The organism is Amycolatopsis sp. NPDC023774, assembly GCF_040639695.1.
Taxonomy (GTDB): domain Bacteria; phylum Actinomycetota; class Actinomycetes; order Mycobacteriales; family Pseudonocardiaceae; genus Amycolatopsis.
Genome location: NZ_JBFAAJ010000004.1, coordinates 95,782 through 115,245 on the forward strand (window position 1 = coordinate 95,782; position 19,464 = coordinate 115,245).

Below are 19,464 nucleotides of genomic sequence, written 5' to 3' on the forward strand. Positions count from 1 at the left end.
CATGAACGGTGTTCACCCTCAGCCGGTTAAGCTCTGACACCGCTGCACGTTTTCTGCTTGCGACGTTTTGTTTTGCGGCCGTCGGGCGATTTGTCAAACGTGCTTATAGGCGGCTTAGATCCGTTGGAACGTAAGTAAAAACGGTCGTTTCAAGCACTTCCCCGGACCTGACTCGGCGACTGTTGATCACCCGCTGTGAATAGGCAGCCCGGCGGCTCGATGAGGGTTCACGAGACCGGGTGAAATAGGTGTCCACAGGGCTTTGCTCAGACGCAAAAACCACCCGCTTGAGTTATCCACAGCTCGGCTTGGCTGTGGATAACTTAAGCGGGTGAGGTTGTGGACAACTCAGGCCAGAGCGGCCAGCGCGGTGTGCACCAGCGTGCGGACACCGACCATCAGCGCCCGCTCGTCGAGGGTGAAGGTGGGGCGGTGGATGTCGGCCTGAGGGGCCGGCGGGCCGGACCACACGCCGAGGCGGGCGAACGCGCCCTGGACGTGCTCGAGGTACCACCCGAAGTCCTCGCCACCGGAGGACTGCTCCGTGCCGGCGAGGCCTTGCTCGCCGAGAGCGGCTTCGACACCGGCGCGCAGCAGGGCAGTGGACTCCGCGTCTGAGACGACCGGGGGCACTCCACGGCGGTAGTCGAGCGAGAAGCCCACGCCGGTCGGCGCGAGCAGCGACTCCACGGACGACGCGACGAGCGGTTCGAGTGCCGTCCACACCTCGTGGTCGGCCGTGCGCAGGGTGCCGCGCAGCACGCCGTCCTGCGGGACCGCGTTGGCGGCCTGGCCGGCGTGCACCGCGCCCCACACGAGCACCGTGCCCGAGCGCGGGTCGACGCGACGGGAAAGCACCGACGGCAGCGACGTGATGACCGTGCCCAGCGCGTACACGAGGTCCGCGGTGAGGTGCGGCCGCGACGTGTGGCCGCCCGGCGAGGTGAGGCGCAGCTCGATCAGATCGGCGGCCGAGGTCAGCGCGCCCACGCGGGTACCGATCTTGCCGACCTCGAGCCGCGGGTCGCAGTGCAGGCCGAAGATCCGCTCGACGCCTTCGAGCGCGCCCGCCGCGATCATGTCCAGCGCGCCGCCGGGCATGACCTCCTCGGCGGCCTGGAAGACCAGGCGCACGCGGCCGGGCAGCTCGGGAGCGCCGGCCAGCGCGCGGGCCGCGCCCAGCAGGATGGCCGTGTGGGCGTCGTGCCCGCACATGTGGGCCGCGCCCTCCGTGGTGGAGGCGTACGGCAGACCCGTGTCCTCCGTGAGCGGCAGCGCGTCCATGTCGGCACGGAGAGCGACACAGCGCTCGCCCTGGCCGATGTCGCACACCACGCCGGTGCCGCCGGGCAGCACCCACGGCTTGAGGCCGACGGCGCGCAGCAGCGACACGACCAGCTCGGTCGTCGCGAACTCGTGCCGCGACAGCTCCGGGTGGGCGTGGATGTGCCGGCGCCACGCGAGCACGTCGGTGACGTTGGCCCGCAGCCAGCCGTCCAGCCAGAACGGGCCGCGGCCCGCACCGAGATCCTCCACAGGTGCCATGCTGACGCCGGCTTCGGTGATCAGCGCGGTGGGCGCCTCGATCGGGTTGGCCATTCGACCCTCGGAATCACCTGGAACGTCCGGACGTGAATCAAGCACAGTCACGCCGCACCTCCTCCCGCAACACGGGTGGTGCCTGGGGACCCGCACCGTGCCGTTCGATCTGTCGTACGCATTTGCAGATGATCGTGCACCATGCAGGTGGCAAGCCGCGCGCCGCGACGGGGGACCCGAGACGGCCGGTACCGGATCTGCGTTGAACGGCCCGACGGAATTCGGTCAGGGTGAACCGGGCCGCTTCAGCCGTTGCCCTTCTTACGCTTCCGGCGCCCGAAGAACACGATGGCGAGCAGCACGATGGCGATACCGCCCGCGATCAGCTTGTTCCGCGTCTTCTGCGCGTTGGCCTTGTCGGTCTGCGTCGGGTCCAGCACCGGACCCGGTGCCGCCTGCTGCGGGGCCGGGAGCAGTCCTTCCGCACGTGCCGCGCTCTGCGCCTGGACCTGAACCTGAGCCGGCGCATCGACGACGGCCGCCTGCGCCGGAGCCGCGCAGTAGCACAACGCGCCCAGCAGGCCGACCAGCAGCAGTCCCCGCACCTTCGCCATGACATCCCTTCTACGGCACTGCGTCGCATTCTGCCTGCCGAACGGCCGCGACGTCAGCCGCCACGCGGTGGAGCCTCTCCACTCAACCCGCACCACCGCCCGCCGACCGCATCTCCACACGGTGACCGGTCGTCACGGAGCGTGGAGCGGTCATGAGGTCAGACCAAAGTCACTTTGGGGGACCGTTCGTCAGCCGAACGGGACCGGTGGCCCACTGAGGGTGGGTCCGGTGGGCGTTTCGTCGCTTCACCGGCTCGAACGGGGTTGTTGGCGGTGGCTCGGCAGTCGTTCACGGGGTTGGCGGCGGTGGCTCCGCGTTCGTCCACGGGGTTGGCGGTCGCGGCTCCGCGTTCGTTCACGCGGTTAGCGGTGGTGGCTCCGCGTTCGTCCACGGGGTTGGCGGTCGCGGCTCCGCATTTGTCCACGCGTTAGCGACCGCGGCTCCGCGTTCATTCACGCGGCTAGCGGTCCTGGCTCCGCATTCGTTCATACGCCTGTGCGCCGCATGCCGCCCGCGGGATGGCGGTCGGGCGGCCGGCAACGCCACGCGGCGGTTGTCCGGAGAGGCACGCGGCTCAGCCGTCCAACGGCTCCGCGAACGCCGTCAAGATCCGCTCCGCCGCCAGTGTCGCCGTCAGCTCACCCTCGCGGACCGCCCGTTCGACGTCCGCAACCTGCGCGCGCACCGAAGGGTGCGAGGTCAGCCGGTCCAGCAGCTGCTCGCGGACCATGGACCACGTCCAGTCGACCTGCTGTTGGCGGCGGCGGTCGGAAAGCTCACCCGACTCCTGCATCAGCGAGCGGTGGCGGCCGATGGTCGCCCAGATCTCGTCCAGGCCGGAGCCCTCCAGTGCGCTGCAGGTCAGCACGGGCGGCGTCCACGGCGCGTCCTTGCCGTAGATCATCCGCAATGCGCCCGAGAGCTCGCGCGCGGCGCGGGCGGCGTCGCGGGCGTGCGGGCCGTCGGCCTTGTTCACGGCGATGACGTCGGCCAGTTCCAGCACGCCCTTCTTGATGCCCTGGAGCTGGTCGCCCGTGCGGGCCAACGTCAGGAACAGGAAGGAGTCGACCATGTTGGCCACGGCGACCTCGGACTGCCCGACGCCGACGGTCTCCACCAGCACCACGTCGAAGCCGGCCGCCTCCATCAGCACGATCGTCTCGCGGGTGGCCCGCGCGACGCCGCCCAGAGTCCCCGACGTCGGCGACGGCCGGATGAAGGCCCGGGGGTCCACGGCGAGCCGCGACATGCGTGTCTTGTCGCCGAGGATCGAGCCGCCCGTGCGGGTGGAGGACGGGTCCACGGCGAGCACGGCGACGCGGTGGCCGGCCGCGGTGAGGTCCGTGCCCAGCTGGTCGATGAACGTCGACTTGCCGACACCGGGCACGCCCGTGATGCCGACCCGCTGGGCGCCCCCGGCGTGCGGCAGCAGCTCCACGAGCAGCTCCTGCGCCTGCGCCCGGTGGTCCGCCCGGTGCGACTCGACCAGCGTGATCGCCTTGGACAGGGTGCCGCGGTCGCCCGCGAGCACGCCCTTCGCGTAGGCGGCGACGTCGATCCTGCGCGGCAAGGCTCAGGACTCCTGGTGCGCGAGCTGCTCCAGCAGGCCGATCGCCGCGTCGGCGATGACCGTGCCCGGCCCGAAGATGGCGGCGGCACCGGCGGCGCGCAGCTCGTCGTAGTCCTGCGGCGGGATGACGCCACCCACGACGACCATGATGTCCGACCGCCCCAGCTCGGCCAGCTCGTGGCGCAGCGCCGGCACGAGCGACAGGTGCCCGGCGGCGAGCGAAGACACGCCGATCACGTGCACGTCGGCCTCCGACGCCTGCCGCGCCACCTCACCGGGCGTGGAGAAGAGCGGGCCGACGTCGACGTCGAAGCCCAGGTCGGCGAAGCCGGTGGCGATCACCTTCTGGCCGCGGTCGTGGCCGTCCTGGCCCATCTTCGCGATCAGGATGCGCGGCCGGCGCCCCTCGTCCTCGGCGAACTTCTCGACCAGCGAGCGCGCCTTCTCCACGTTGTCCGACTTCCCCACCTCTTCCCGGTACACGCCGGAGATCGTGCGGATCTGCCCCGAGTGGCGGCCCCAGATCTTCTCCAGCGCGTCGGAGATCTCACCGACGGTGGCCTTGGCCCGCGCCGCGTCGATGGCCAGCGCGAGCAGGTTCCCGCCGTTGCCCGCTCCCTCGGTCAGCCGCCGCAACGCGTCCTCGGTGGCCTGCGAGTCACGCTCGGCGCGCAACCGCCGCAGCTTCTCCAGCTGCTGCGTGCGCACCCCGGCGTTGTCGACCTTGAGCACGTCGATCTGCTCGTCGTCGGTGACCTGGTACTTGTTCACGCCGATCACGGGCTGGCGGCCGGAGTCGATGCGCGCCTGCGTGCGCGCGGCAGCCTCCTCGATGCGCAGCTTCGGGATGCCCTCGTCGATCGCGCGCGCCATGCCGCCCGCGCTCTCGACCTCCGTGATGTGGCCCCACGCCTTGCGCGCGAGGTCGTAGGTCAGCTTCTCGACGAACGCACTGCCGCCCCACGGGTCGATCACGCGCGTGGTGCCCGACTCCTGCTGAAGCAGCAGCTGCGTGTTGCGCGCGATGCGCGCGGAGAAGTCGGTGGGCAGTGCGAGCGCCTCGTCGAGCGCGTTGGTGTGCAGCGACTGCGTGTGGCCCTGGGTCGCGGCCATCGCCTCGACGCAGGTGCGCGCGACGTTGTTGTACACGTCCTGCGCGGTCAGCGACCAACCCGACGTCTGCGAGTGCGTGCGCAGCGAAAGCGACTTCTCGCTCTTGGGATCGAACTGCTTCACCAGCTTCGCCCACAACAGCCGCGCCGCACGCAGCTTCGCGACCTCCATGAAGAAGTTCATGCCGATCGCCCAGAAGAACGACAGCCGCGGTGCGAACTTGTCCACGTCCAGCCCCGCGTCGACGCCGGCGCGGAGGTACTCGACGCCGTCGGCCAGCGTGTACGCCAGCTCCAGGTCGGCGGTCGCCCCCGCCTCCTGCATGTGGTAGCCGGAGATCGAGATCGAGTTGTACTTCGGCATGTTCTGCGAGGTGAACGCGAAGATGTCGGAGATGATCCGCATCGAGGGCTGCGGCGGGTAGATGTAGGTGTTGCGGACCATGAACTCCTTGAGGATGTCGTTCTGGATCGTCCCCGCGAGCTGCTCCGGCTTCACCCCCTGCTCCTCCGCCGCGACCACGTAGAGCGCGAGCACCGGCAGCACGGCGCCGTTCATCGTCATCGACACGCTCATCTTGTCGAGCGGGATGCCGTCGAAGAGCTGGCGCATGTCGTAGATCGAGTCGATCGCCACGCCCGCCATGCCGACATCGCCGGACACCCGCGGGTGGTCGGAGTCGTAGCCGCGGTGGGTGGCCAGGTCGAACGCGACTGACAGGCCCTTCTGCCCGGCCGCGAGGTTGCGGCGGTAGAAGGCGTTGGACTCCTGCGCGGTGGAGAACCCGGCGTACTGGCGGATCGTCCACGGCTGGTTCACGTACATCGTGGGGTAGGGCCCGCGCAGGAACGGCGCGATGCCCGGGTACGTACCCAGGAAGTCCACATCGGACAGATCGTCGGCCGTGTACACGGGCTTCACGCCGATGCCCTCGGGCGTCTCCCAGGCCAGCGCGTCGGGGCCCTTACCGGTGGCCTCCTGCACGGCCTGCGCCCACGCGGCGCGATCTACCGGCTCGGGGTTGCCGAGCGGAACGTCGGCGAAATTCGGAATGGTCATGCCGTCACTCCCAGTCGAGCGTGAATGCCGGTCAGGACTTCGAGCGCGTCGCAGCCGGCGAAGACGTTGCCGCTCACTCCGGGGTAGCTCGCCTTGCCGGCGAGCAGCACCGTCTCGGCGCCGAGCGACGCGGCGACGTTGGCCGCTTGCTCTTCGTACGCGGCGTCGGTGCCGCAGAGGCACGCGATGCGCGCGCCGCTCTCGTGAAAGGCAGCGGGCAGGTCGTCGGTCGCGCCCGGGTTCACGGCCTCGAGGCCGCCGGCCTGGAACAGGTTCGCGGCGAACCCGGCGCGGGTGGTGTGCGCGGCGACGGGACCGATGGTGGCGAGGAAGACCTTCGGCCGCTCGCCGTGCTCGGCCAAGTACTTGTCCGAAGCGTCGCGCAGCCGCTCGAACGCTTCGGCGTAGCGGTGTCTCGGCAGACCACCATCCACAGTGGAACTCACGGCCGCCCTGGTCACGGGTTTCTCGGCCAGGTTGGGGAATTCGCTCACGCCCGTGATCGGGTCTCGGCGCGTAGCCAGGCGCTTCGCGCGCTTGTCCCACGTCGCGGCCAGTCGCGCGGCCAACGCGCCCGACGCCAGCTCGGCCTCGACGCCGCCCGCGCCCTCGATCGCGGTGAACTCGGCCCACGCGGCGTTCGCCAGCTCGTCGGTGAGCTGCTCGACGTACCAGGAGCCGCCGGCCGGGTCGATCACGCTGCCCAGCTTCGACTCCTCCAGCAGCACCGCGTTGGTGTTGCGGGCGATGCGCGCGGAGAACGCGTCGGGCAGGCCGATCGCGGAGTCGAACGGGAGCACGGTCACGGCGTCCGCACCGCCGACGCCCGCGGCGAAGCACGCGACAGTGGTGCGCAGCATGTTCACCCACGGGTCGCGCTGAGTCATCATCGCGGGCGAGGTCACGGCGTGTTGGTGCATACCACGTGCGCCGGCGGGCGCTCCGGAAACTTCGAGCACGCGGTCCCACAGCCGGCGGGCGGCGCGGAACTTGGCGATGGTGAGGAACTGGTCGGCCGTGGCGGCCAGGCGGAACTCCAGCTGCGCGGCCGCGGCGGAGACGTCCAGACCGGCTTCGGTCAGCGCCCGCAGGTACGCGACGCCGACGGCGATCGTCGCAGCCAACTCCTGCGCGTCCGAACCGCCGGCCTCGTGGAACGGCAGGCCGTCGGCCACGAGCGTGCGCACCTTCGGGTACTTCGCGGCGACGCGCGCGGCCAGCTCGGCGGCCGGGGCGACGGGCAGCGCTTCACCGGAGCGCGCGCCTACGCCGATCGGGTCCGCACCGAGCACCGCGACGGCCTCACTGGGCGGAATCTCGCGCTCGGCCAATACGTCCAGCAGCGCTTCGGCCGCGGCGGCGTACTCCGCGCCCGCGTCGAGGACCACCGGCGCGAGGTCCAGGTAGACCTCGTTGAGCGCGTCGGCCAGCGCGTCGAGCGGGAGCGCTTCGCCACCGACGCGCAGCCACACGGACGTGGCGCCGCCTTCGAGGTCGGCGAGGATCGCGGCGTTGGTCGCCTTGGCGTCGGCCCGCAGGTGGCGCGCGCGCACGTCCCACCCGGTGCCGATCACGCCTTCCGGCCGCGCGCCGCGGATGAACGGCGGCAGACCCGGGTAGCCGGGCTCGCCGAGGGCGTCTTCGCGCGTGTACAGCGGCTGGATGTCGATACCGTCGTACGTGTGGGTGACGAGTTTGCTCTCCGGCGCCCCCGCGAAGTCCTCCGGCAGGCGGCCGCTCTTGCGCAGCACTCCCGCCACGAGTTCCTGCCACCGGGCCCGGTCAGCGGCCGGAAACTCGGCCGCCAGCGCGAGCTCGGGTTCGGAGATCGGCACCGACTCCGGCCCAGCCACGTTCGTCATACCCAGTGATGGTAGAGGCACGCCAGTGCCGACACCTGTGACTCTAGTCGCCCCGCCAGAGTGTGCAGGGGTATCCGCCGAACACGGGCGGGCAGGTCTTGCACACTGGGTCGAAGAGTGTCGGTGCCTTACGACACAATCAGGGGGTGTCCTCCTCGAAGGAAGAGCCGAACTCGAAAGAGTCGAGCGCTGCACAGTCGAGCGCTGCACAGTCGAACGCAGCCGAGCAGCAGTCCCGTGTGGTCGCCGGGCGCTACCGGCTGCGATCCGTGCTCGGCTCGGGGTCGATGGGCACGGTGTGGTCGGCCTACGACGAGTTCCTCCACCGGCCGGTGGCCGTCAAGGAGATGAAGCTGCCGCCGGGCGTGCCGGCGTCACAAGCGGACGAGTTGCGTGAGCGGACGCTGCGCGAGGCGCGCGCGATCGCGGTGCTGTCCCACCCGAACGTGATCATCCTTCACGACGTCGCGCGCGACAACAACGAACCGTTCGTGGTCATGGAGCTGCTGCCCTCGCGCAGCCTCGCGCACATCCTGCGCGACCACGGGCCGTTGAGCGTGGAGCAGGCGGCCGCCGTCGGCATCGCCGTCGCCGCCGCGCTCGAAGCGGCGCACGACGCCGGCATCACGCACCGCGACGTGAAGCCGGGCAACGTGCTCGTGGCCGGCGACGGGCGGATCAAGCTCACCGACTTCGGGATCGCGCGCAACGTTTCCGAAGCCACGATGACGCGCACCGGCATCATGCTCGGCTCACCTGCCTACATCGCGCCGGAGGTCGCGTCCGGCGGCGCGGTCACGCCGGCGGCCGACCTGTGGGGGCTGGGGGCGACGCTGTTCGCCGCGGTGGAGGGCGCCCCGCCGTACGACGCGGACGGCGATCCACTGGAGACAGTCGGCAAGGTCGTGAATGGCTCGGTGCCCAAGCCGAAGCCGGGTCCGCTGGCCGACGTGATCGCCGCATTGATGAAAAAGGAGCCGGAGAAGCGGATCTCGCTGCGCGAGGTGCGCCACCGGCTGTACCCGTTGCAGGGCAAGACGGCGCTGGACCTGTTCGGACCGGAGCTGTTCCGCACACCGGACGGCAAGAAGACTTCGGCGCAGCTCGACGCGACCGACACGCAGGTGCTCGAGACGGTGGCGCCGACCGACAAGAAGGCGGAGGCCAGTGGCGCGCTGGCAGCGGACCCGGGTCCGCTGCCGTTCCTGCGGCAGGGCGCGGCTCCGACTCCTGCTGTCGCGGCGCCGGTTGCGGCCGCCTCGCCGCGACGCAGTCCGCGGGCGTCGGCGTTGCTGGCCGTGGCGGCGGTGGTGCTGTTCCTCATCGCCGGTGCCGGCGGGTTCGCGCTGGCGCGGCTGATCAGCGGGCAGTCGCTGATCCCGCCGGCCGGCAGCGCGACCTCCGCCGGTGCACCGGGTACGACGGCGCCGCCGCAGGACGTGAAGCTGGTGGAGCAGCACGGCAACGCGAGCGAGACGGCGAACGTCTCGCGCGAGACCCAGTACGTCGTCTCGGTGCCGGATGGCTGGCAGCGCTTCATCGCCGCGCGGACCGCGAGCATCGTCGGCTCGTCCACGGTCGTGCAGTACGTCTCGCCGGACGGGCGCGAGTCGCTGCGCATCGAGCGCTTCCCGAACTTCTTCAAAAAGCACGACGTTTCGGACTACAAGGCGAGCCTGCGGGCCGGGACCGACGACGGCGCGTTCATCGTGAAGGAAGCCACGACGGCCGCCGGAACCGAGATGGTCTACCGCACCGCGGAGCGCGGCGGACCCGGGCAGAGCGGCGCCGACTCCTCGATCACCCGCACGACGTTCGCGTTGCTCAAGACTTCGGGTGAGGCGCTGTGGGCCGTCTCGCTCACCGTGCCGTCGGAAATCGAGCCCGACGGCGTCACCACGTGGGACAAGATCGAGCCGACGCTGTCGTTCCCGGGCCAGCAGTAGGGGTTCAGCCCAGCCCGTCCGGGTACCGCCGGCCCGACTCGGCCGCCTGCGCGAGGCGGCGCAGACCCGCGAACAGCCGGTCGCCCAGCACCGTGCCGACCACGGCCGCTTCCACGATCCGGTCCAGCGACGGATGCGCGGCGAGCGTGTCGAGGTCGACCTCGGCGATGCGGTCGGCGAGCGTGGCGTAGTCCTCGATGCGCTCGATCAGCGCGGGGTGACCGAGCGCGCGGATCGTGCACAGCGTGGTAATCAGCCCGGGCGCCGCGGGATGCTCGGGAGCGAACTTCCAGCCGTGGGCGGCGGTCAGCTTTTCCAGCAGGTCCAGCGCCCACGCGCGGGCCTCTTCGCCGACGTCGCTCGCGCCGCCGACGAGGGCGCGCTGGGTGACGCCGAGGACCTCGTTGGTGGGCTCGCCCGCGTCGATCGCCGCGAGCACGCCGCCGACGGTGGCCACCGACAGGCCGCCGACGTCGAGCAACGCGCGGATGAGCTTGAGTCGCTGCACGTGCTCGTCGCCGTAGCGCGCCTGGTTGGGGCTGGTGCGCTCGCCCGGGTGGAGCAGGCCTTCGCGCAGGTAGTACTTGATCGTCGCGACCGGCATGCCGGACTCGGCGCTCAGCTCGGCCATCCGCACGGCCGCATCAACTCCTTGGTGTTTCAGGACCCGGTGCTTTCAGGGCCGGGTCATTTCAGGGACATCCCTGAGGACTTCTCAGCTTGGATAGTCTAGCTTCCCATAATGGATACTGTGACTATCCATTCTGGGAGGGCATCATGACCTTGCTTACGAGCCGAACGAACGCCTGGCACCGGCCGTCGACACTCTTCGCGGCGGGACTCGTCGTCACCGCGCTGGCCTGCGTCGTCGCGATGGTGGTGGACCCGCGCACCGTGCTCGGCGCGCCCGTGTGGGCGAAGCTGCTGAAGTTCGCCATTTCGGGTGCGCTGTACTTCTTCACGTGGGGCTGGCTGGTGTCGCTGCTGCCCCGCTTCCGCCGGACCGCCCACGTCGCCACGAACGTGGTGATCGTGCTGTTCGCTGCCGAGTACGTGGTGATGGTCTTCCAGGCGGTGCGCGGCCGGCCCAGCCACTTCAACAACGCGACGCCCCTGGACAACACGCTGTTCCAGCTCATGGGCGGCATGGTCGCCGCCATCTGGATCGCGACGCTGGTGCTCACCGTGCTCCTGATGTTCACGCGCCTCGAAGACCGCGCCATCCACTGGGCCGTCCGCACTGGCGCGGTCATCTCACTCATCGGCATCGGCCTCGGTGCCCTCATGACGGGGCCGACGGCCGCCCAGCTGCAGGCGTTGAACACGACCGGCGTGTCGGCCCTCGTGGGCGCCCACAGCGTCGGTGTCCCCGACGGCGGCCCCGGCTTGCCCGTCCTCGGCTGGAGCACCACCGGCGGCGACCTGCGGATCCCGCACTTCACGGGCATGCACGCGCTGCAGCTGCTGCCGTTGGTGGCCCTGGGGTTGGGCCTGCTCGCGACGCGGCTGCCGCGCCTTCGCGACAGCGCGGTCCGCGTCCGCCTGGTGTGGGTCGCGACCTTCGGCTACGCGGGCCTCGTCGCCCTCGTGACCTGGCAGGCGCTGCGCGGTGAGTCGCTGATCCACCCCACCGCCCCGGTCCTTGCGGCCGCCGGGACCCTGCTCGCCGCGGTGGCACTGGGCGTCTTCGCCTCGGTGTACCGCCCGACCCGGGAGCTCGTGCGATGACCGCGCTCACCCACCCACCCCGCCGGGAGCCGGCGCGATGACTCAGCAGTTGTTCACCTGGACCTTCCCGCTCGCGACACCCTTCTGGGCCCTGATGATCTTCGCTCCCACCTGGCGGTGGACGCGGCGGATCATGGCGTCGCCGTGGGTACCCTTGCTGCCGTTGGCGTGCTACTTCGCCATCGCGATCCCGCACTTCGGAGAGCTGTGGCAGGCGGTGAGCCGGCCGGACCTGGCCCCGCTGCAAGCGTTTGCGGGGTCGTCGGCGGGGGCGGCGTTGCTGTGGGCGCAGCTGATCGCGTTCGACTTGTTCCTCGGGCGGTGGATGTTCTTCGAGGCGCATGCGCGGGGGATCCCGTGGTGGCAGGTCAGCCCGGTCCTGGTGCTGACGATCTTCCTGTCGCCGTTCGGGCTGGTGGTGTTCCTGGCGCTGCGCAGTGCCCGGATACGCTCGGCGCCATGACCAACCACGAGGAAGCGGCCGCGGCCGCCATCGCCGAGCGGACCGGCGTCGACAAGCACGACATCGCCGTGGTGCTCGGCTCGGGCTGGCGCCCGGCCGCGAACGTGATCGGGACGGCCGATGCGGAGATCCCGTTCGGCGAGCTGCCCGGTTTCACCACTCCCGGCGCCGTGGGGCACGGCGGGACCCTCCGGTCGCTGAAGATCGGCGACAAGCGCGCACTCGTGCTGCTGGGCCGCACGCACTTCTACGAGGGCAAGGGCATCGACCCGGTGGTGCACAACGTGCGCGCCGCCGCGGCGGCCGGCGCGCGCACCGTGCTGCTCACCAACGCGGCCGGCGGCCTGCGCGAGGGCTTCAGCGTCGGGCAGCCGGTGCTGATCTCCGACCACCTCAACCTCACGGCCCGCTCGCCGATCGTCGGCGCCAAGTTCGTCGACCTCACCGACCTCTACTCCCCCCGCCTGCGCGGCCTCGCGAAGGAGATCGACAGTTCACTGGAGGAAGGCGTCTACGCGGGCCTGACCGGCCCCCATTTCGAGACGCCCGCCGAGATCCGCATGCTGCGGACGATGGGCGCGGACCTCGTCGGCATGTCGACGGTCCTGGAGGCCATCGCGGCCCGCGCCGCCGGGGTCGAGGTGTTCGGGCTGTCGCTCGTCACCAACCTCGCCGCCGGCATGACGGGCGAGCCGCTCAACCACGAAGAGGTCCTCGAAGCCGGCCGCCAGGCGGCCACCCGCATGGGTTCGCTGCTCAAGGAACTCATCGCCCGCGCGTGACGGGTGCCGGGCACCTCGAACGCGAGGCGCCGGGCACTCATCGTCAGACGTAGTCGGGCAGCTGCGCGGCAACCTCGTCCGGCGACGGCATCGCCGCCACCTCCGCCGCCAGCGCCCGCACGGCATCGGCCACGGCCGAGTCCGTCAGCAGCCGCTGGGCCTTCTCGCGCACGGCTTCGGTCGTCACCGCGTCGCCCACCAGCTGGTCACCCACACCCGCCGCGGTCACGGCCTCGGCGTTGCTGAACTGGTCCGCCCCCTGTGGCAGCACGAGCTGCGGTACCCCCGCGGTGAACGCGCCCAGCGTCGTGCCACTGCCGCCGTGGTGCACCACGAGGTCCACGTGCGGCATGAGCTCCGATTGCGGCACCCACGCCTCCAGCCGGACGTTCGCGGGCACCGCACCGAGCGACGACACCTCGACCGACGGCCCGGTGGCCACGAGCACGTCGGCCTCCAGCTCCGCCAGCGCGGAGATCGCCGAGGCGAGGATGTGCGCCTGGCTCATCGGCGTGGTGCCCAGCGTTAGGTAAACCAGCGGACGGTCGCGGTCGCGGGCCGCGACCCCCGCAGGCAGGTCCCCCGGCTCGCTCCAGCCGACCGGCCGCAGCGGCAGCCGCCGCGCGCCCGCCAAGAACTCCGGCGACTGCACCGACGGCGGGCAGATGTCCACGAACGGGTTACCCCAGGAGAACCGCTCCTCCCCGGCGATGCCGAGTTCGATGGCGTGGTCCTCGACCGACTTGCGGATCCCGTCCGCGATCCCGCCCGTCGCGACCCGGCCGAAGCCGTGGCCCATCGCGGGAATTCCGGCCTTCATCGCGGCGAACGCGCCGCCGGGATTGCCGATTTCGTAGACCAGCAGGTCGGGCCGCTGCTTCGTGAACATCGCGTCGAGGTCCGCGATGAAACGGTCGGGCAGCACCCGGCTGAACACCCGGGCGATGGTCGCCTCGAGCTCGGCCGGCGGCACCTCGTTGCGCTTGCGCAAGTCGCCGTCGTACTGCGCCATGAAGGCGTCCTGGATCGTGAGCCCGACATCGACCGGCTCCAGCCCGGCCTTCTCCACCGTCGGGTGGAAGTCGGCTGCCGTCGCGAACACGACGTCGTGCCCGGCATTCCGGGCGGCGACGGCGAGCGGGAGCAGCGGGTAGAGGTGGCCGTAGGACGCGAGGGAGGTGAAGATCAGTCGCACTTTCCCGAGGGTAACGACTTCTCCCGCAACCGCGAGGCGGTTTCCGGCAGAACCTCGACAGTTCTTCGTTGCTCCGCGACGGATCCTTGGGCGAAAAGAAGAATTCAGTCACACCGGTGTCGCGCAGCCCTTCCGACTGCGTGTCCACGGCTTCCTCGTCGCCCGCCACCTCGACCGCATCCCCCGGCCACGTCTTCGCGCTCGACCGCCGCGACGAATTCCGGCGACCGCGCCGCCCTGGCGAACTCCGCCGAATCCGCGCCCGCACGCCGGTTTCGTCGATCGTGCCGCACACCGGCGGCCCGGCGCCCAGCCGCGGCGATCGCGCCGACGCCTTCGTGATCGACGGAACGACGTGCTCCCCGACGTCCTCGGCCCGGCCGGCCACGTCGTGGTGCCGCCCGGCAGCTCGCGGTCCAGCCACGGGCCCGAAAGCCGTGATCGCATCGCCGGAAAACGCGACGTTTCCCCATGCTGCAACGGAACCAGCATCTCAGCCGCCGCGCCGGGCGGTCGACCGGCCGGCCGACCATCCCCGCGACAAACCCGGCCGAGACCAAGCTCTCGCCTCCTGCTGCTCGGTGCCAAGAAGGGCCGCAATTACCACGCGAAGATCCTGGATGCCGGTCACCGCCCGTGGCCCGCGCGCAGCAGGCGGGCGCGGCGAACGAAGCCGCCGGGATCGACGACCTGCTCGTGCTCGTCAACACGACCTCCCCGGCCACCGAGGACGACGTGGACCGCGCCGACACCCGGCTCACCCTCGTCGTGGCCGGAGCGCCGCGTCCGAAACCCGTAGGCTGATCCGGTGCAGAACACGATTACCCCCGAGCTGCGCGACGCCGCCCACCGGTGGATCGCCGAAGACCCCGACCCGTCGACGCGCGAAGAACTGCAGCAAGCGCTCGACCGCGCCCTCGCCGGCGACGCCACCGCGGCCGACGACGTCGCCGACCGGATGGCGGGACCGCTCGAGTTCGGCACGGCCGGGTTGCGCGGGCCGGTGCGGGCGGGGCCGAACGGGATGAACGTCGCCGTCGTCACGCGGACCACCGCGGGCGTGGCGCAGTGGCTCACCGACAAGGGCCTCGCGGGTGGCGTGGTGGTGGTCGGGCGCGACGCGCGGCACGGGTCGGAAGCGTTCGCGCAGGCGGCCGCCGAGGTCCTCACCGCGGCGGGCTTCGCCGTGAAGACGATGCCGCAGCCGCTGCCGACGCCGCTGCTCGCGTACTCGGTGAAGCACTACGACGCGATCGCCGGAATCCAGATCACCGCGTCGCACAACCCGCCCGCGGACAACGGGTACAAGCTCTACGACAGCACCGGCGGCCAGATCGTGCCGCCGTCCGACGGCGAGATCGAGCACGCGATCCAGGCCGCACCCGCCGCGGTCGACGTGCCGCGCGCGCCCGGCGCCGAGGTCGTCGACCCGCGCGCCGCGTACCTCGCCGACGTCGCGAAGCTGCCCCAAAGCCCGGAGCGCGAACTGCGGATCGCCGCCACCGCGCTGCACGGCGTCGGCGCCGCGACGCTGGAAACGGCGCTCATGCAGGCCGGGTTCACCGACGTGCACTTCGTCGCCGAGCAGTCGCGGCCCGACGCCGACTTCCCCACCGTCTCGTTCCCCAACCCGGAGGAGCCCGGCGCCACCGACCTGCTGCTGGCGCTCGCGTCCGAAGTGGACGCCGACCTCGCCGTGGCGCTCGACCCGGACGCCGACCGCTGCGCCCTCGGCGTGCGCGGCCGCGACAGTGAGTGGCGCATGCTGCGCGGCGACGAAACGGGCGTACTGCTCGGCTCGCACCTGCTGTCCACAACGGACAACCCCGACCCGCTCGTGGCCACCACCATCGTATCGTCCTCCCTGCTCGGCGAGCTGGCGAAGGCCGCCGGCGCGCGCTACGCCGAGACGCTCACGGGCTTCAAGTGGCTGGTGCGCGCGGGTGAAGGCCTGATCTTCGCCTACGAGGAGGCGCTCGGCCTCTGCGTGAACCCGGGTTTCGTGCGGGACAAGGACGGCATCGCCGCGTCCGTGTTCGCCGCCGGGTTCGCCGCGACGCTCAAGGCCGCGGGCCGGACGCCGCTCGACGTGCTCGACGAAATCGCCACCCGCCACGGCGTGCACCTGACGGACCAGGTTTCCTTGCGTGTCACCGACCTTGCCGTGCGCGGCAGGCTGATGGCAGGCCTGCGCGCCGAGCCGCCGGTGACACTCGGCAGCACACCTGTCACGCAGGAAGACCTCCTGCCCGACGCCGACGTGCTGCGGCTGCGCGGCGACGGGCTGCGCGTGGTGATCCGACCGTCGGGCACCGAGCCGAAACTGAAGGCCTACCTGCAGGTGGTCACGCCGGTGACCGGAGACCTCGCGACGGCGCGCGAAACCGCGTCGGCGCGGCTCAGCGCGGTGCGGGAGGACGTGAACACGCTGCTGAGCTGATCGAAACGGGGATCCCGGGTTCGACGTCGCGGCTGAGCAGGCTCGGTCCGAGCAGGCCGACGACGTCGACCAGCAGCAGCACCACGAACGCCGCGATGTACTCCCGCCGCCGCAAGACGATGGCGATGAGCAGGCCGACCACCGCGGGCACCATCCACGGCCACAGCCGCTCCACCTCGGTGATCCAGTCGCGGGGCGCGAAAATCGCGTCGGCGAACGCGGCGAAGACCAGTGAGAGCGTGCTGACGAGCCCGGCCAAGCCGAGCAGTACGAGTGCGGCCACGGCAAGACGGGGCCGCAGTCTCTCCCCCATCACCGGACCCAGCCTGCCCGCGCGTGAGCACGGGCACAAGTGGCAGGCTGCGCTCATGGCCACGCTGTTATTCGTGCACCACACCCCGTCGCCGTCGATGCAGGCGATGTTCGAGGCCGTGCTCGCCGGCGCGAAGCACCCGGACATCGAAGGCGTCGACGTCGTCCGCCGCCCGGCGCTCAGCGCGACCGCCGCCGACGTGCTGGCCGCCGACGGTTACCTGCTCGGCACGCCCGCGAACCTCGGCAGCATGAGCGGTGCTCTCAAACACTTCTTCGACACCGTCTACTACCCGTGCCTCGACTCGACGCGGGGCCGTCCGTTCGGCGCGTATGTGCACGGGAACAACGACACCGCCGGTACCGCGCGCCAGCTCGCGTCGATCACGACCGGGCTGGGCTGGACGCAGGTCGCGGACCCCGTGCTGCTCACGGGAGAACCCGACAAGGCGGCACTGGAAGCGTTGCAGGAGCTGGGCGCGACGGTGGCCTCGACACTCATGGGCTGAGCGGCCACTCACCGGCAGACCGCGGAAAAGCAAGGGGCCTGTCACCGGAAGCCCTGGGGGTCGACCTCCGGCGACAGGCCAGATCAAGGGTTCGCTACGAGGCGATCAACCTTGACCGACCAAGCGTACTACAAATGGCTGATCACGGCGAGCCAGACGCAGGGCAAGACCCCGCTCCGGGTTACGAGCACCCCCATAGTGCGGACGTGTCCGAAGCGGGACGCGGCCGCTGTAAACCACTGCATACAGGTGGTGTCAACAAATGCGTACAGTGGACACGACGCTACTATCCGGACAACGGAGAAGGGGGCGGTGATGCCACGGCAACGCACCTTCGCGGAGAAGCTCAGCACGCTCATCGACTCGTCCCGCGCGGACGGCCGCGCACCGCACAGCTACCGGGAGATGTCGGCGGCGATCGAGCGCGCGGGCGGGCCCGCGATGTCGCCGGCCTACCTGCAGCAGCTGGCCACGGGCAAGCGGATCAACCCGAAGATCCACTACGTCGAGGCGCTGGCGAAGCTGTTCGGGGTGCCGGTGACGTACTTCTTCGACGACGAGGACGAGCGCGCCTCCGGTGACGCGCCGGCCGTCGAGGCCAAGCTGATGGCCATGCGCGCGCAGGAGCTCTCGCCGCAGGGCCGCCGTCAGGTCATGGACCTGCTCGACCTCGTCGAGCGCTACGAGCGTGCCGAACGGGAAGGCCACAGCGGACGGTGAAGGAACGCGAACTCCGCAAACGCTGCCGGCAGCTGCTGAAGGACCTCGACATCAGCCCGCCACTCGACGTCGGCAGCTCTGCGAACGCCTCGGCGAGCGTCGCGGCCGCCCGATCCGGCTCATGGCCTACCCGCTCGAGGTGCCCGGCCCGTTCGGCTGCCGGATCGCGACCGCCGCGGCCGACTACATCTTCTTCCAGCAGGAAACCACGAAAGCCCACCAGGACCACATCATCCTGCACGAGCTCGGCCACCTGCTCGCCGACCACGAACCCGGCTGCGACGCGGAACCGGCCGACTTCTTGCGCGGCCCGGCCGTGGAAAGCCTCGACGGCGACGCCGCACGTTGCGGCGCACCTCCGACGACGAGGCCCACGAGTGGGAGGCCGAGACGGTGGCCACGATCATCCTCGAGCGGGCCTCGGTGCTGAACTACACGATCCCGCACGCCGCGGCCGACCACGACCTGCGGCGCATCCACGGCACGTTGGGCGACCACCAGGGCTGGCTGTGACCGTCGCGTTCTTCGCCCTCTTCACCGCCGCGCTCGCCTGGCACGTCTACCAGTTGGTGCGCTCGCCGCGGCTGCCGAACTGGGCCGTCACGGTCACCATCGCCGCGTTCGCGCTGGCGTTCCTCGTGCAGCAACGAGAAGTCACCACGTGGTTCGACGGCCTGACCGCGCCGGGAGGCGCGCGGCTGGCGAACAACGTACTGCTCGCCTGCGGTGTCTGCGCACTGCTGATCTTCTTCCTCGGCTGCGCACTCGGCCCACACCAGGTGCGCCGCGTCGCGCTGGAGCTCGTGCCGCCGACCGTCGCGATCGCCGTGATGACGTTCGCGCCGGCGACCACGCCGGTGCCGCTGCGGGGCGCCGCGCTGGGGCCGGACACGGTGCACGAGCCCGGGATCGCGTGGTTCTACTTCGGCGGCGGGGCGTACCTGATCTACGCGATCACGGCGTACGCGGTGTGGATCGCGCGCTACCAGCGTGTGGCCGACCCGCACCTGCGCACGGGCTTGCGCATCGGTGCGGCGAGCCTCGTCGCGGCGGCCACCGGCAGCGTGGTCCGGGCGCTGTACCTGGTGGTGGCGTGGGTGTTCGACGTGACCTTGCCGGCGTTGCTGTGGCTCAGCGTGCCGCTGGTGGTCCTGGGCAGCGTGCTGTTCCTCGCGGGCATCACCTACCCCGGCGTGCGGGCGCGGGTCGCAGCCGTGGTCCGGCGGCGCCGGCACCGGGCCGACCACCACCGGCTTCCTCCACTGTGGACGCGGCTGGTGGCCGCGTACCCGAGCATCGTGCTGCGGACGCCGGGCAACGGCCGGCGCGACCGGTTCGCCGTGCACCGCCGCTACTACCGGCGCGTGATCGAGATCCGCGACGGCCTGGTGCAGCTGAGCCCGTACCTCGAGACGAATCTGGCCTCGCTCGCGGCCGACGATCCGTCCGCCGCGGCCGCAGCACTGCGGGGCGCGCTGGCTCGGCAGGCGTCGGGTGAGGCGAGCGACGGCGGGCCAAGCTCGTGCTGCCGGCCGGCGGGCGCGGACCTGGAATCGGACGTGCGGCCGCTGCTGTCGCTGTCGGCAACGCTCGCGGGAAAGGAAAGCTGAA

17 protein-coding genes and 1 pseudogene are annotated in these 19,464 nt (G+C 71.0%); 10 read left to right on the forward strand and 8 right to left on the reverse strand.

The window, feature by feature from the left end; genetic code table 11:
• Positions 1-348: 348 nt before the first annotated feature.
• The 5 genes from AB0F91_RS12690 to AB0F91_RS12710 all read right to left on the reverse strand — a co-directional run bounded on the left by AB0F91_RS12690 (position 349) and on the right by AB0F91_RS12710 (position 7,758).
• The gene (locus AB0F91_RS12690) at positions 349-1,650 is read right to left on the reverse strand and encodes an amidohydrolase (RefSeq protein ID WP_360597253.1); all 1,302 of its coding nucleotides are present in this window, start codon (positions 1,648-1,650) and stop codon (positions 349-351) included.
• A gap of 194 nt (positions 1,651-1,844) precedes the next feature.
• Positions 1,845-2,153, reverse strand: coding sequence for an LPXTG cell wall anchor domain-containing protein (locus AB0F91_RS12695; RefSeq protein WP_360597254.1), 309 nt, complete (start codon positions 2,151-2,153; stop codon positions 1,845-1,847).
• Positions 2,154-2,728: 575 nt separating this feature from the next.
• The gene (meaB, locus tag AB0F91_RS12700; RefSeq protein WP_360597255.1) at positions 2,729-3,724 is read right to left on the reverse strand and encodes a methylmalonyl Co-A mutase-associated GTPase MeaB; all 996 of its coding nucleotides are present in this window, start codon (positions 3,722-3,724) and stop codon (positions 2,729-2,731) included.
• A 3-nt stretch (positions 3,725-3,727) separates the two neighbouring features.
• Positions 3,728-5,896, reverse strand: coding sequence for a methylmalonyl-CoA mutase (gene scpA, locus AB0F91_RS12705; RefSeq protein WP_360597257.1), 2,169 nt, complete (start codon positions 5,894-5,896; stop codon positions 3,728-3,730).
• Positions 5,893-7,758, reverse strand: coding sequence for a methylmalonyl-CoA mutase subunit beta (locus tag AB0F91_RS12710; RefSeq protein ID WP_360597258.1), 1,866 nt, complete (start codon positions 7,756-7,758; stop codon positions 5,893-5,895). The genes scpA and AB0F91_RS12710 overlap by 4 nt, the downstream gene beginning before the upstream one ends.
• Positions 7,759-7,997: 239 nt before the next feature.
• Between AB0F91_RS12710 and AB0F91_RS12715 the strand changes: the two genes are divergently transcribed.
• Positions 7,998-9,704, forward strand: a complete 1,707-nt coding sequence (locus tag AB0F91_RS12715; RefSeq protein WP_360597807.1) for a serine/threonine-protein kinase — start codon at positions 7,998-8,000, stop codon at positions 9,702-9,704.
• A 4-nt stretch (positions 9,705-9,708) separates the two neighbouring features.
• Here the strand turns inward: AB0F91_RS12715 and AB0F91_RS12720 are convergent, their stop codons facing one another.
• Positions 9,709-10,335 carry a MerR family transcriptional regulator gene (locus tag AB0F91_RS12720; RefSeq protein ID WP_360597809.1) on the reverse strand — a complete coding sequence of 209 codons (627 nt, stop codon included), beginning with the start codon at positions 10,333-10,335 and terminating at the stop codon, positions 9,709-9,711.
• A gap of 146 nt (positions 10,336-10,481) precedes the next feature.
• Between AB0F91_RS12720 and AB0F91_RS12725 the strand changes: the two genes are divergently transcribed.
• Genes AB0F91_RS12725 through AB0F91_RS12735 form a run of 3 tightly spaced genes read left to right on the forward strand, consistent with a single transcriptional unit; the run spans position 10,482 to position 12,677 of the window.
• On the forward strand, positions 10,482-11,432 hold the full coding sequence (locus tag AB0F91_RS12725; RefSeq protein WP_360597260.1) for a hypothetical protein: 951 nt from the start codon (positions 10,482-10,484) through the stop codon (positions 11,430-11,432).
• A gap of 37 nt (positions 11,433-11,469) precedes the next feature.
• On the forward strand, positions 11,470-11,895 hold the full coding sequence (locus AB0F91_RS12730) for an ABA4-like family protein (RefSeq protein WP_360597262.1): 426 nt from the start codon (positions 11,470-11,472) through the stop codon (positions 11,893-11,895).
• Positions 11,892-12,677, forward strand: coding sequence for a purine-nucleoside phosphorylase (locus AB0F91_RS12735; RefSeq protein ID WP_360597263.1), 786 nt, complete (start codon positions 11,892-11,894; stop codon positions 12,675-12,677). Before AB0F91_RS12730 ends, AB0F91_RS12735 begins: the two co-directional genes overlap by 4 nt.
• 43 nt (positions 12,678-12,720) lie before the next feature.
• Here the strand turns inward: AB0F91_RS12735 and AB0F91_RS12740 are convergent, their stop codons facing one another.
• Positions 12,721-13,872 (reverse strand): glycosyltransferase, encoded by a 1,152-nt coding sequence (locus AB0F91_RS12740; protein ID WP_360597265.1) that lies wholly within the window; start codon positions 13,870-13,872, stop codon positions 12,721-12,723.
• 636 nt (positions 13,873-14,508) lie between these two features.
• Here AB0F91_RS12740 and AB0F91_RS12745 point away from each other — a divergent pair.
• Both AB0F91_RS12745 and AB0F91_RS12750 read left to right on the forward strand, forming a co-directional pair.
• On the forward strand, positions 14,509-14,676 hold the full coding sequence (locus AB0F91_RS12745; RefSeq protein WP_360597266.1) for a hypothetical protein: 168 nt from the start codon (positions 14,509-14,511) through the stop codon (positions 14,674-14,676).
• Between the two features lie 4 nt (positions 14,677-14,680).
• Entirely contained in the window at positions 14,681-16,312 is a 1,632-nt protein-coding gene (locus AB0F91_RS12750) for a phospho-sugar mutase (protein WP_360597268.1), read from the forward strand.
• Here the strand turns inward: AB0F91_RS12750 and AB0F91_RS12755 are convergent.
• Positions 16,272-16,595 carry a hypothetical protein gene (locus AB0F91_RS12755; protein ID WP_360597270.1) on the reverse strand — a complete coding sequence of 108 codons (324 nt, stop codon included), beginning with the start codon at positions 16,593-16,595 and terminating at the stop codon, positions 16,272-16,274. The genes AB0F91_RS12750 and AB0F91_RS12755 overlap by 41 nt on opposite strands.
• 85 nt (positions 16,596-16,680) lie before the next feature.
• On the opposite strand from AB0F91_RS12755, the gene AB0F91_RS12760 reads away from it, so the two are divergent.
• The 4 genes and pseudogenes from AB0F91_RS12760 to AB0F91_RS12775 all read left to right on the forward strand — a co-directional run bounded on the left by AB0F91_RS12760 (position 16,681) and on the right by AB0F91_RS12775 (position 19,463).
• The gene (locus tag AB0F91_RS12760; protein ID WP_360597271.1) at positions 16,681-17,133 is read left to right on the forward strand and encodes an NAD(P)H-dependent oxidoreductase; all 453 of its coding nucleotides are present in this window, start codon (positions 16,681-16,683) and stop codon (positions 17,131-17,133) included.
• A gap of 315 nt (positions 17,134-17,448) precedes the next feature.
• Positions 17,449-17,853 carry a helix-turn-helix transcriptional regulator gene (locus AB0F91_RS12765; RefSeq protein WP_360597272.1) on the forward strand — a complete coding sequence of 135 codons (405 nt, stop codon included), beginning with the start codon at positions 17,449-17,451 and terminating at the stop codon, positions 17,851-17,853.
• Positions 17,850-18,366: pseudogene (locus AB0F91_RS12770) on the forward strand (hypothetical protein). The gene AB0F91_RS12765 and the pseudogene AB0F91_RS12770 overlap by 4 nt, the downstream one beginning before the upstream one ends.
• The gene (locus AB0F91_RS12775) at positions 18,363-19,463 is read left to right on the forward strand and encodes an MAB_1171c family putative transporter (protein ID WP_360597274.1); all 1,101 of its coding nucleotides are present in this window, start codon (positions 18,363-18,365) and stop codon (positions 19,461-19,463) included. Before AB0F91_RS12770 ends, AB0F91_RS12775 begins: the two are co-directional and overlap by 4 nt.
• Position 19,464 lies beyond the last annotated feature (1 nt).